A 12,802-nucleotide genomic window follows, 5' to 3' on the forward strand; every position below is an offset into this window, starting at 1 on the left:
CCCTGAGGCCCCCGGGCCCGCGCCGGTGCCAGGACTCCGCACCGCCTGATCGCCACCCCGTACCACCGCCGGACGGCCGCGCTGCACGCCCCTTACTTAGGACTCCTTATTTAGGGATCCTCGTCCGGGCGCGGGGTACGCGGCGGGACCTTACGTACACCGCGACCGCTCCACGACTTCCGAGGGGACGACCCCACCATGGTTGACCTGAACAGACGCCATCTGCTGACCGCCCTGGGCGGCGGTGCCGCCGCGCTCGCCGTGGGCGGCTGCCGTTCCGCGGCGGACTCCGGGCAGTCCTCCGGCGCTTCCGGCGAGGTACTGCGCCTGGCGCAGATCGCCGACATCCAGCCGCAGGGGCTCTTCAGCCAGAACGCCAACGACTTCACCGTCGCCCGGCTGCTGTTCAACTCACTGACCCGCTACGACCACCGCACCCTGGAGCCGCGCCCCGAACTGGCGCGGGAGTGGAGGTGGTCGGCCGACCGGCGCCGGCTCACCCTGCGGCTGCGCGAGGGCGTGAGCTTCCACAGCGGCCGGGAGTTCACCGCCGCGGACGTCATCGCCTCGATCCGCGCCCAGCAGGACCCGAAGAACACCTCGCAGCTCATCAACACCGCGGCCGCCGTGACCGGTCTGCGGGCGCGCGGCGACCACGAGCTGGAACTGCGGCTGTCCCGGCCCGTGAACAACCTCTTCGACCTGTTCGAGCTGATGCCGGTCGTCGACCGGAAGACCCTGCCGGGGCTGCTCGGCGGCAAGCAGATCATCGGCACCGGCCCGTTCCGGCTGAAGAGCTGGGCCGCGGGCGACGAGGCGGTGCTCGTCCGCAATCCGCGCTACTGGCGCCGCGGGACACCCCGCCTCGCCGGGGTCCGGATCCGCACCATCCCCCAACTCCAGTCCCTGGTCGCCTCCTTGCGCACCGGGCAGAGCGACTTCGTGCCCGGCCTCGCCCCGGCCGACGTGGCGGGCCTGAGCGGCGACAAGCGCTTCACCACCCGCTTCACCGACACCCGGGACAACGGCTGGTACCTGGGCGTCAACGTCCGCAAGGAGGCGGTGAAGGACCGCCGGACGCGCCAGGCCCTGTCGTACGCCGTCGACCGGGAGCGCATGGCCGAGGTGGTCTTCAAGGGCACCGCGGAACCCACCAGCCTGCCCTGGCCCGCCTCCTCACCGGCCCACCGGCCCGAGCTGACCGGCCACTACACGCACCGCCCGGCCAAGGCCAGGAAGCTGCTCGACGAGGCCGGGGGCGCGCCGCGCGGGCCGCTGCGTCTGGCGTACAACTCCTCGCTGCCCGCGACGCGTTACCTGGCCCAGATCGTCCAGTCGGACCTGGCCGAGGTGGGGGTCGAGGTGCGGCTGATGCCGCTGCTCGGCGCGGACCTCGGCGCCCGGCTCGGCAGCGGCGAGCTGCCCGAGCTGTGGATCAACACCCACGGCTTCGCCCACCTCCACCCGGCCTCGCTGGTGACCGGCGCCAAGCCCTTCCGCTACGACGCCAACGCCTCCGGCTACACCGGAAAGGAGTACGCGAAGGCCGCCGAGACGGCGTGGACGGCGACCGGGGCGGCCGCCCGGGAGGCGTACGACACCCTCAACTCCGTACTCCTGCGGGAGCAGTTCGTGATCTCGCTGGTGCAGACCGGGGCCGCGATGACGATGACGAGGCGGCTGAAGGGGCTCGACTGGTCGATGTTCGACGCCCTCGACCTCGACGAGGCCACCCTGGACGCGGCATGACGGCGCGCTACCTGCTGCGGCGGGCCCTCTCGCTGCTCGTGACCCTGCTGCTCGCCTCCGTCGCGATCTTCGGCCTGCTGCGCCTCGTGCCGGGCAGCACCGCGGCGGCGGTCGCCGGGGCGGACGCCTCGCCGGAGCAGCTCGCCGCGATCGAGGCCGACCTCGGACTGCACCGCCCGCTGCCCGCCCAGTACGGCAGCTGGCTGCACGGCATCCTCACCGGGGACCTGGAGAAGTCGTACGTCCTGGGCCGCCCGATCGGGGAGCTGATCCGGGGCGGACTCGGCGCCACCCTCCAACTCACCCTCGCCGCGAGCCTGATCGCGGCGGTGCTCGGCTTCCTGCTCGGGGTGCTGGCCGCCACCGCCCGCAACCGGCTGGTCAGGGGCGCCGCGAAGACCGTCACCACGCTGGCCCTCGCGGTGCCGCCCTACGCCTCCGGCACGGTGCTCATCGCGGTCTTCGCGGTGGCCCTGCCGGTGCTGCCCCCGGGCGGCCACGCCTCGCTGGCGAAGGACCCGGACCTCGCGGTGCAGTTCCTGCTGCTGCCCGCGGTGTGCCTGGCCCTCCCGGTGGCGGCGGTGCTCGCCCGCTTCCTCGCCGACGGCCTCCAGTCGGCGCTCGGCGAGGACTACACGCGCGCCGCGGCCGGGCTCGGGGTGCGCCGCCGCCGGCTGATCCTGCGGCACGCGCTGCCCAACGCGCTCGCGCCGGTGATCACGGTGGCCGCGGTCCAGGTGGGCAATCTGCTCGCGGGATCGGCGATCGTCGAGGCGCTGTTCGCCTGGCCGGGACTCGGGCAGCTGCTGATCCAGTCGATCGTCTCGCACGACCTCCTGGTGGTGCAGGACCTGCTGCTGCTCGCCGTCGCCGCCTTCGTCGTCCTGCAGTTGCTCGGCGAGGCGGCCCGGGCCTGGCTCGATCCGCGGATCGCGCTGCGGGGTGCGTCATGAGCGCGGGGGCGGCGAAACCGCTCACCTCGCGGCCGCTCGCCCGGCTCCGGCTCCCCTCCCGGCTCGCCGGGGCCCGGGCGCGGACGGCCCTGGCCGTGGTGGCGCTGCTGGTGCTGACCGGGGCGCTGGCGCCGCTGCTCGCGCCCCACGATCCGGTCGCCCAGTCCGACGACATCCTGGCCGGGCCCGGCGCCGCGCACCCGCTCGGCACCGACGACCTGGGGCGCGATGTGTTCAGCCGGGTCCTGTACGGGCTCCGGGTCGACCTGGTGGTCGGCGTCCTCGGGGTGTCCGGCGCCGGGGCGATCGGCGTGCTGCTCGCGCTCGCGGCGCTGCGCTCCGCCGCCGTGGACGCCGTGCTGCAGCGGGTGCTCGACGTGCTGCTCGCCTTCCCCTCGCTGATCCTCGCGGTGGCCGTGGCGGCGGTCCTCGGCACCGGCCAGGGCTCGATCACCGCCGCGGTGGTGATCTCCCAGTCGGCGCTGTGCGCCCGGGTGGTGCGGGACGCGATGCTCGCGCACCGGCGGCGCGAGTACATCCTCGCCGCGGAACTCGCCGGGGTGCGGCCCGGCCGGCTCCTGGTCCGGCATCTGCTGCCGACCGCCTTCGACCCGCTCACCGTCCAGCTCGCGCTCTCGCTGTCCACCGCCGTCTTCCTGGAGGGCGGCATGAGCTTCGTCGGCATCGGCGTGCTGCCGCCGGACCCCTCGCTCGGCAACGTCCTCCAGGAGTCCGTGCAGTACCTCGGCAGCGAGCCGCTGTTCGCCGCCGGGCCGCTGCTCGTCATCGTCGCGCTGGTCCTCTGCTTCAACACCCTCGCCGACGCGCTGAACAGGAGCCACCGATGACCCAGACCCCGGGGGACCAGGCGGTCCCCGACGACGAGGCGGTCCCCGAGGGCGAGACGGTCCTCGACATCGCCGGGCTCACCGTGGAGTTCGGCCCGCCGGACGGCACCGCCGAGGGCGGCGGAGTCGCCGTCGACGGCATCGGACTGCGGGTCGGGCGCGGCGACTTCCTCGGCATCATCGGGGAGTCGGGCTCCGGCAAGTCCACCGCCGCCCTCGCCGTGCCCCGGCTGCTGCCGCGGGGCGGCAGGGTCACCGGCGGCACCGTCCTGCTGCGCGGCACCGAGGTGGGCACGCTGTCCGAGCGGCGGCTGCGGGAGATCCGCGGCAAGGAGGTCGGCCTGGTCTTCCAGGACCCGATGTCCTCCCTCAACCCGCTGCTCTCCATCGGCGCCCACCTGGACGAGGCCCTGCGCGCGCACGGCTCCCGCTCCCGCGCCGAGCGCCGCCGCCGCGCCGCCGAACTCCTCGACCTGGTCGGCATCCCCGAGGCGGCGGACCGGATGGGCCGCCGCCCGCACCAGTTCTCCGGCGGCCAGCGCCAGCGCGTCGCCCTCGCCATGGCCCTGGCCGGCGAGCCCGCCGTCCTCATCGCCGACGAACCGACCACCGCCCTCGACGCCACCGTCGGCGCCCAGGTCCTCGACCTCATCGGCCGGGTCAACCGCGAACTGGGCACCGCCGTCGTGCTCATCACCCACGACCTCTCCGTGGTGGCGCGCTCCTGCCGCCGGGTCGCCGTGATGTACGGGGGCGCCCTCGTCGAACAAGGCCCGGTCGACACCGTCCTGAACGAACCCCGGCACCCCTACACCGCGGGCCTGCTCGCCGCCGTGCCCCGCCTCGACGCCCCGGCCGGGAGCCCGCTCGCCGCGGTGCCGGGCCGCCCGCCCGCCCTCGGCGAGCACCGGCGGGGCTGCCGCTTCGCGCCCCGCTGCCACCTGGCCACCGCCGGGTGCCGCACCGAGGAGCCCCGGCTCACCCCGAGCCGGGGGCGGCTGGTCGCCTGCCATGTCACCACCGCCGAGCCCGGCACCCCGGCGGCGCCACCGGCCGCGACCCCCGTCGCCGCGCCCGTGCTGCGCGCGGTCGGCACCGCGCCGCCGCTGCTCGAGGTCACCGGACTCAGCAAGCACTACGCCGGTCCGCGCCGCACCCGTACCACCGCCCTCTCCGAGGTCGGCCTGAGCCTCGCGCCGGGCGAGACGCTCGGCCTGGTCGGCGAGTCCGGCAGCGGCAAGTCCACCCTGGCGCGGACCCTGGTGGGCCTGGAGCGCCCCAGCTCCGGGAGCCTGCGCTTCGACGGCGAGGAGCTGGGCGCCCACCGCAGCGCACGCCGGCGCCGGGAGATCCAGCTGGTCTTCCAGGACCCGTACGCCTCCCTGCACCCCCGGATGCGTATCGGCACCGCGCTCGCCGAGCCGCTGCGCGCCCTCGGCATGGACGACCGCGACCGGCGCCGGGCCCGGGTCGCCGAACTCCTGCGCCTGGTCGGCCTCGACGAGAGCGCGGCCGAGCGGCGGCCCGCCGACTTCTCCGGCGGCCAGCGGCAGCGCATCGGCATCGCCCGGGCGCTGGCCACCGAGCCGCGGCTGCTGCTGTGCGACGAGCCGGTGTCCGCGCTCGACGTCTCGGTGCAGGCCCATGTGCTCGGCCTGCTCGCCGAACTGCGCGCCTCGCTCGGCCTCACGATGCTCTTCATCAGCCACGACCTGGCGGTGGTCCGGCAGATCAGCCACCGCATCGCCGTGCTCTACCGCGGCGAGATCGTCGAGACCGGCACCGCCGACGAGGTCTGCGCCCGCCCCCGGCACCCGTACACCCGCTCCCTGCTCGCCGCGGCCGGCGCCGTACCGCAGGGCCCGGCCCCCCTCGCCCCGGAGACGACCTCCGCCAAGGAGACGACATGACCGACCCCGCCCGCCCCCACATCCTCCTGGTGCACTGGCACGACCTCGGCCGCCATCTCGGCACCTACGGCCGCGGCGGCGTGCACAGCCCGCACCTGGACGCGCTCGCCGACCAGGGCATCCGTTTCGACCGCGCCTTCGGCACCGCCCCGCTCTGCTCCCCGGCCCGCGGCTCGCTCTTCACCGGCCGCTATCCGCACGACAACGGGCTGCTCGGCCTCGCCCACCTCGGCTGGGAGTACAAGCCGGACGTACGGACCCTGCCCGCCCTCCTCGGCGAGGCCGGTTACCGCACCGCGCTCGCCGGGATGCAGCACGAGTCCAGCGACCCGGTTCGGCTCGGCTACGAGGAGTGCTTCGCGCTGCGCCGCACCCATCTGGAGCGCGAGTACTGCGGTCCCGTCACCGACGCCGCGGTCGACTGGCTGGAGCGCCACGCCGCCGCGCCCGAGCCCTTCTTCCTGGTCGTCGGCTTCGAGGAGACCCACCGCCCCTACCCGCCCGAGCGCTACCCGCCGGACGACCCGGCCGCCGTGGAGGTCCCCGGCTACCTGCCCGACAACGACTGGACCCGCGACGACCTGGCCTCCTTCCAGGGCTCCATCCGGGTCGCCGACCAGGCCGTCGGACGGCTGCTCGGCACCCTGGACCGGCTCGGGATCGCCGAGGACACCTGGGTGCTCTTCACCACCGACCACGGCATGGCCTTCCCCGGCGGCAAGTCCACCCTCTACGACCCGGGCACCGAGGTGGCCCTGCTCACCCGGCCGCCCGCCGCCTGGGGCGCGCCGCGCGGGGCCACCGACCGGCTGTTCAGCCATGTCGACGTGGTCCCGACCGTGCTCGACGCCCTCTCCCTGCCGGTGCCGGGGGAGGTCCAGGGCGTCAGCCACGCCGAGTGGCTGAGAGGCGGCGACCCGGCCCCCGCCCGCACGCGGATCTTCACCGAGAAGAACTTCCACGACGGCTACGACCCGATACGCGCCGTCCGCACCGCCACCCACAAGTACGTCCGCAACTTCGAGGAGCGCCCCCGCCTCGCGCTGCCCGGCGACATCGAGTCCAGCCCCACCCGGCGCGGCCTCGGCGACGACCACCTGCGGCACCGCCCGGCCGAGGAGCTGTACGACCTGCGCGCCGACCCCTGGGAGCGCACCGACCTCGCGGCCGACCCGGCGCACGGCGCCCTGCGCGAGGAACTCGCCGCCGAACTGCGCGACTGGCAACAGGCAAGCGGCGACCCGCTGTTGGCGGGCCCGCTGGCCCCGCAGCCCTGGCCCCGGCAGCCGCGGTACGGTGCGCTGGTCCCCGAGACCGGCGGACCATGGGCGAGATGAAGGGTCCCGCGGTGCCGGGTGCGCGGGAGCCGACCGAGGTGAGGGGTTCCGCGGTGCCGGATGCGCAGGGGGCCACCGAGGTGCAGGGTTCCGCGGTGCCGGACGCGCGGGAGGCCACCGAGGTGCGGGATCCCGCGGTGCCGGGCGCGCGGGAGTCGACCGAGGCCAGACGGCCGGATTCGGTGCGGGCGCACAACACCGCCCTCGTCCTCGGCCTGCTGCGGACCGGCCGACTGGTCTCCCGCGCCGACCTCGCCCGGGAGACCGGGCTCAGCCTGCCGACCGTGATGGACATCGTCGAACGCCTCTGCGCCCAGGGCCTGGTCCGGCAGGCGGGCAGCGGCACCCCGGCCGGCGGCCGCCCGCCCCGGCTGTACGAGTTCACCCCCGGCAGCCGGATGGCCCTCGGGATCAGCATCGGCACCGCGACCACCACCGCCCTGCTCACCGACCTCAACGCCACCGTGCTGCACGAGGTGCGCGAACCCTCCCGGCTGCGCGAGGGCCCCGAGGCCTGCGTCGAGCAGGTCACCCGGCTCCTCGACGTCCTCCTCGCGCGCGGCGCCGAACGGCAGGGCACCGTCATCGGCATCGGCCTCGCCGTCGCCGCGCACCTGCGGGACAGCGAGGGCCGGCGGCTGCGGCCCTGGGACGACCCCGGCCTCGCCCCGCTCGACCTGCGCGCGCTGGTCGCCGAGCGGTACGGGGTGCCGGTCGACCTCGACAACTACGCCAAGGCCGTGGCGGTGGGCGAGCACCGCTTCGGCGCGGCCCGCGGCCACCGGCACGTGCTCTGCGTGGTCCTCCAGGACGGCGTCGGCGCGGCACTGATCACCGGCGGCGCCCTCCACCGGGGCTGGGACGGCGCCGCGGGCCGCTTCGGCGCCACCCTGGTGCCGGGCCCGGACGGGGAGCGCACCACGCTGGACGCGGTGGCGGGGGCCGCCGGGATCGTGGCACGCGCGGCCCGGGCGATGCGGGCGGCGTCCGGGGCGGCGGATCCGGGTGCCGGGTCCTCGAACGGCGCCGGAACCTCGAACACGGCGGATCCCGCGGGTACTTCGGGCGCGGGCTCCATGAGTCCCTCGGATCCCATGAGCCCTTCTGGTGCGCGCCCCGTGAGGTCTGCCGCGAGTCCGTCGAGCCTGGCCGAGGTCTGTGCCGCCGCGGAGGAGGGGAATCCGGGGGCGGTCCTGGCCCTGCGCGAGGTCGGGGAACTGCTCGGGGACGCCGTGCACAACGCCTGCATGCTGGCCGACCCGGAGGTCGTCGTCCTCACCGGGCCGACCGTCGTCGCCGCCGGTGACCACCTGGTCGGGCCGACCACCCGGGCGGTGACCGGCGGCGGGCGGCGCCGGGTCGTCACCGGCGCCCTCGGCGAACGCGCGGGCGCCATCGGCGCGGTGGCACTGCTGCTGCGCAACAGCTTCATCGACCCGCTGCGCGTCAGCACCGGCTGAGGGGGCGTCACCGGGGCGGGGTCCCAGAAATACGGGGCCCGGATGCAACAGCGAAGGACCGGGCACCCCCGAGGGCGCCCGGTCCTTCACCGGTCCTGCGGCCGAGGACCCCTGCCGGGGCCGTCCGGCGGCCGCGCTCGCTCAGCCGCCGAACCGGCCGCGCTCGCTCAGCCCTTGAGCTTCGCCATCCACAGCTCGACCTCGTCCGAGCGGCGCGGGAGCCCGGCGGAGAGGTTCCGGTTGCCGTCCTCGGTGACCAGGATGTCGTCCTCGATACGGACGCCGATGCCGCGGTACTCCTCCGGCACCGTCAGATCGTCGGCCTGGAAGTACAGTCCGGGCTCGACGGTCAGGCACATGCCCGGCTCCAGGGTGCCGTCCACATAGGTCTCGGTGCGGGCGACGGCGCAGTCGTGCACGTCGAGGCCGAGCATGTGGCCGGTGCCGTGCAGGGTCCAGCGGCGCTGGAGGCCCAGCTCGAGCACGCGCGCGACCGGGCCCTCGACCAGGCCCCACTCGACCAGCTTCTCGGCGAGCACCCGCTGCGAGGCGTCGTGGAAGTCGCGGTACTTGCCGCCCGGCTGCACCGCCGCGATACCGGCCTCCTGCGCCTCGTAGACCGCGTCGTAGATCTTCCGCTGGATCTCGTCGAAGCGGCCGCTGATCGGCAGGGTCCGGGTGACGTCGGCGGTGTAGAGGCTGTGGGTCTCCACCCCGGCGTCCAGGAGCAGGAGGTCGCCGGAGCGGACCGGGCCGTCGTTGCGCACCCAGTGCAGGGTGCAGGCGTGGGCGCCGGCCGCGCAGATGGAGCCGTAGCCGATGTCGTTGCCCTCGACGCGGGCGCGCAGGAAGAAGGTGCCCTCGATATAGCGCTCGCTGGTGGCCTCGGCCTTGTCGAGGACCTTCACCACGTCCTCGAAGCCGCGCACCGTGGAGTCGACGGCCTTCTGCAGCTCGCCGACCTCGAACTCGTCCTTGACCAGGCGGGCCTCGGAGAGGAAGACCCGCAGCTCCTCGTCGCGCTCGGCGGTCACCTTGTCGGTGAGGGCCGCCTCGATCCCGGCGTCGTGGCCGCGCACCACGCGGACCGGGCCGGTGGCCTCCGCCAGCCGCCCGGTCAGTTCGCGGACGTCGTCGGCGGGGATCCCGTACAGCTTCCCGGCCTCGGTCAGGGAGTGGCGGCGGCCCACCCACAGCTCGCCCTGGCCGTCCAGCCAGAACTCGCCGTTCTCCCGGTCGGAGCGGGGCAGCAGATAGAGCGTGGCCCGGTGGCCGTCCCGCTCCGGCTCCAGGACCAGGACGCCGTCCTCGGTCTGGTTGCCGGTGAGGTAGGCGTACTCGACCGAGGCGCGGAAGGGGTACTCGGTGTCGTTGGAGCGGGTCTTCAGGTTGCCCGCCGGGATGACCAGGCGCTCGCCGGGGAAGCGCGCCGAGAGCGCGGCGCGGCGCCGGGCGGTGTGGCCGGCCTGGGCGATCGGCTCCAGGGCGTACTGCTCGGTGTCGGCCCAGCCGGACCGCATGTTCTCCGCAAGCTCGTCGGAGACACCCGGGTACAGGCCGTTCTTGCGCTGCTTGATCGGCTCTTCTTCCTCCGGGGTCTCCGGGGTGAGCTCGTCCGCCACGGTCGTCCTCCTCTGTACGGCATATGACCACCTCCATCGTACGGGCGTACGGAAGGGCCTCGATCCGCAGATACGGGGAGGTGCGGGGTGTAGGTGAGGAAAGGGGCGGAGGCGGAGAAGGGGGAGGAGCCGGTCAGGCGAAGCGGGCCGCGAGGAGCACCACGTCCTCCTCGCTCTCCGCCCGGTCGAGACCGTCCGGCAGCATCGTGCGCAGCACATGGTCCGCCAGTGCCTCCGGGTCCTCGCGCACCGCGCGCGCCGCCCCCGAGGCGGCGGCGTGGAGCTTGGCGAAGGCGCGGTCCATGGGCTCGCCGGTGCGGTGCAGCAGCCCGTCGGTGTAGAGCAGCAGGGTCTCGCCCGGCTCGGTGGAGACCTCCACGCTCGGCGCCTCCCAGCAGGCCAGCATGCCGAGCGGCGCGGAGAGCGAGGTCTCCACGAACTCGGTGCGCTCGGCCCCGACCAGGAGCGGCGGGCTGTGCCCGGCCCCGGCCAGGGTGATCCGGCGCAGGGCGGGCTCGCAGAAGGCGAAGAGGGCGGTCGCGCTGCGCGCGGGCTCGGTCAGCCGCAGCAGCAGTTCGAGGTCGGACAGGACCGCGACCGGGTCCTCGCCCTCCAGGACGGCGTACGCCCGCAGCGAGGCGCGCAGCCGCCCCATCGCGGCCACCGCGCTCGGCCCGGAGCCGGTCACCGAGCCCACCGCGAGGCCGAGGGCGCCCTCGGGCAGCGGCAGCGCGTCGTACCAGTCCCCGCCGCCGCGCTCGCAGGTGCGGTGCCGCGCGGCGAGCTGCACCGAGGCGACCCGGGGCAGCCGGGGCGGCAGCAGCTCCTCGGCGAGGGTGGCGGCGGTGGCCCGGGCGTGGTCGAGCTCGCGCAGCCGGGCGAGGTGCTCGGTGGCCTGGCGCACGTAGAGGCCGATGAGGTGGCGCTGCCGCTCGGAGGGTTCGGCGGGCTCGTCGTAGAGCCAGACCGCGGCGCCCACGCGGCCGGCTTCGGCGCTCTCCAGCGGGAGGGCGTAGCTGGCGGCGTAGCCGAGGCGGGCGGCGACCTCGCGGTGGCGGGGGTCGAGGTCGTCCTCGGAGAGCAGGTCGGGGTGGGTGATCTCGCGGGCGGTGCCGCTCTGGTCGGCGGGCGCGTCCAGGAGGCGCCCGTAGGAGGTCGCGTTGCGCGGCACGGTCTCGATGTGCCCGAGGTCGGCGCGGCCGAGGCCGAGTCCGACCGTGGTCTCGGTGCCGTCGCCCGGCTCGACGACGATCAGCGCGCGCCGGGCGCCGACCAGCAGCGCGCCCGCCCGCAGCACCTCGTGCAGGGCGGTGTCGAGGGTGCCGGTGCGGGCGAGGTCCTCGGTGAGGTCGTGCAGCGTGGTCAGGTCGGAGACCCAGCCGGCCAGCTGGTCCTGGAGCGCCTCGGCGGGGGCGGCGGGGGACTCCCCGCCCGGGGGGTTCGCGGGCGCCGGAGGCTCCGGAGTGTGAGACGGGGCGGGAACGGTGGGGTCGATTCCGGCCACTTTCGGCGGGCGAGGGGTGTTCATGGCATCAGGCCTTCCGGCCAGTGCGTTCTGCGCGAAAACATCGCAAACCCCCTGACTTTCTGCGCCGGCGGCAGTGCCTCCAGATGTACACGCACCGAAGAGCGGATGTCCAGCATCGTCCTGCGAGGATTCCCGGTGTCCACGGGGGCGCGGGCGGCGACTTCAACTTGACTGAAAAATGCCGGAGGTAACGGCATATTGGGGTCGACTGGGACCGCTCGACGGAGCGTCACAGCGGTCGGGATGGGTACGTAATCGATGTGAGTCAGGGGCAGTTGGCCTGCCCCGGAACCTGATGGCCCCGCCGGGCGTCCTAGTCGGCGAAGGCCGGGTCCCCATCCTCCGTGGCTCAGACTCCAGGCACTACGCGGGACGGCAATTCGCCAGGCATCGCCACCCCCGCGCCAGGCCCGTGCTCGATCGGTAGCGGTGCCAGAGAGCAAGCGGCGCCCGATCGGAACCAGCAGGGACGCGGCCGAGATGCCGCCCCGGGGGCCCCGCCAGGCGGGCCCGGGGCGTGACGCGCCAGTACGTACGCACAGTGCACGGTCCGGCTCCTTTGTGTGAAGTGGTCCGCAGCGTTCTCCAGCGGTCGACGTCCTGCCAGCGGTCAACGGAAAGGAACGAGCGCTCATGCGCGAGATCCGCGAGATCCTCCAGAGGCGACGCAGGCACCTGTTCCGGCGGCTCTCCCGGCGCCCCGACGCGCGCGGTGCGGCCGTCTTCTACGCGAGCGCCTGGCAGTGGCCGGTACTCCCGGGCGCGGGCTGCCGGGAGCGCGGCTCACGGTGCTGCTCCTGTCCCGACCCGGACTGCGCGGCACCCGGCGCGCACCCCTTCGAACCGGGACTCCTTGCGGCCACCACCGACGAGCGCATGGTGCGCTGGTGGTGGACGCGGCGCCCCTGGGCCCCGGTGCTGCTCGCCACCGGCGGCCGCGCGCCCTGCGCGGTCAGCCTCCCGGCGCCGGAGGGGGAGCGCGCCCTCGCCGCCCTCGACGCGATGCAGATGCGCCTCGGCCCCGTCCTCGCCACCCCGGAGCGGGTGACCTTCCTGGTGGCCCCGTACACGCTGCCCCGCCTCGGCGAGCTGCTCTACGCCAAGGACCATGTGCCCGGCTCGCTGCGCTTCCACGGCGAGGGCGGCTATGTCGCCCTGCCGCCCTCGGAGACCGGCGCGGGCCCGGTCCGCTGGGAGCGCGCCCCGCTGCCGGGGTCCAGCACGCCCTGGCTGCCCGATGTCGAGGCCGTCGCGGACGTCCTGGTGGACACCCTGACCCGTACCGGTCTCAACCCTTCGGAGTTCTGAAGCGGCCCTTCCCGGTCCGAGGCGGCCTCTCTTTCCGCGGCCGCCCGCAGCTGCCCGCCGTTCTGAAGCGGCCCGCGCGCCGGCCCG

9 protein-coding genes are annotated in these 12,802 nt (G+C 74.9%); 7 read left to right on the top strand and 2 right to left on the bottom strand.

Features of this window, described 5'->3' with window-relative positions:
• Nucleotides 1-198: 198 nt before the first annotated feature.
• Genes MID12_RS16305 through MID12_RS16330 form a run of 6 tightly spaced genes read left to right on the top strand, consistent with a single transcriptional unit; the run spans nt 199 to nt 8,257 of the window.
• The gene (locus MID12_RS16305; RefSeq protein ID WP_263168100.1) at nt 199-1,749 is read left to right on the top strand and encodes an ABC transporter substrate-binding protein; all 1,551 of its coding nucleotides are present in this window, start codon (nt 199-201) and stop codon (nt 1,747-1,749) included.
• Nucleotides 1,746-2,702: an ABC transporter permease gene (locus MID12_RS16310; protein WP_263168102.1), complete on the top strand. Its 957-nt coding sequence runs from the start codon at nt 1,746-1,748 to the stop codon at nt 2,700-2,702. The genes MID12_RS16305 and MID12_RS16310 overlap by 4 nt, the downstream gene beginning before the upstream one ends.
• Nucleotides 2,699-3,550, top strand: a complete 852-nt coding sequence (locus MID12_RS16315; protein WP_263168104.1) for an ABC transporter permease — start codon at nt 2,699-2,701, stop codon at nt 3,548-3,550. Before MID12_RS16310 ends, MID12_RS16315 begins: the two co-directional genes overlap by 4 nt.
• On the top strand, nt 3,547-5,460 hold the full coding sequence (locus MID12_RS16320) for an ABC transporter ATP-binding protein (RefSeq protein WP_263168106.1): 1,914 nt from the start codon (nt 3,547-3,549) through the stop codon (nt 5,458-5,460). Before MID12_RS16315 ends, MID12_RS16320 begins: the two co-directional genes overlap by 4 nt.
• The gene (locus MID12_RS16325) at nt 5,457-6,797 is read left to right on the top strand and encodes a sulfatase (RefSeq protein WP_263168109.1); all 1,341 of its coding nucleotides are present in this window, start codon (nt 5,457-5,459) and stop codon (nt 6,795-6,797) included. The genes MID12_RS16320 and MID12_RS16325 overlap by 4 nt, the downstream gene beginning before the upstream one ends.
• A gap of 53 nt (nt 6,798-6,850) precedes the next feature.
• The gene (locus MID12_RS16330) at nt 6,851-8,257 is read left to right on the top strand and encodes an ROK family transcriptional regulator (RefSeq protein WP_263168111.1); all 1,407 of its coding nucleotides are present in this window, start codon (nt 6,851-6,853) and stop codon (nt 8,255-8,257) included.
• 167 nt (nt 8,258-8,424) lie between these two features.
• Here MID12_RS16330 and MID12_RS16335 read toward each other — a convergent pair whose 3' ends face one another.
• Together MID12_RS16335 and MID12_RS16340 are read right to left on the bottom strand one after the other, a co-directional pair.
• On the bottom strand, nt 8,425-9,879 hold the full coding sequence (locus tag MID12_RS16335) for an aminopeptidase P family protein (RefSeq protein WP_040251490.1): 1,455 nt from the start codon (nt 9,877-9,879) through the stop codon (nt 8,425-8,427).
• 133 nt (nt 9,880-10,012) lie between these two features.
• Nucleotides 10,013-11,407, bottom strand: coding sequence for a PP2C family protein-serine/threonine phosphatase (locus MID12_RS16340; RefSeq protein ID WP_263168113.1), 1,395 nt, complete (start codon nt 11,405-11,407; stop codon nt 10,013-10,015).
• Between the two features lie 642 nt (nt 11,408-12,049).
• On the opposite strand from MID12_RS16340, the gene MID12_RS16345 reads away from it, so the two are divergent.
• The gene (locus MID12_RS16345) at nt 12,050-12,715 is read left to right on the top strand and encodes a bifunctional DNA primase/polymerase (RefSeq protein WP_263173196.1); all 666 of its coding nucleotides are present in this window, start codon (nt 12,050-12,052) and stop codon (nt 12,713-12,715) included.
• Nucleotides 12,716-12,802 lie beyond the last annotated feature (87 nt).

It is taken from the genome of Streptomyces sp. SCSIO ZS0520 (assembly GCF_025643355.1).
Lineage (GTDB): Bacteria > Actinomycetota > Actinomycetes > Streptomycetales > Streptomycetaceae > Streptomyces > Streptomyces physcomitrii.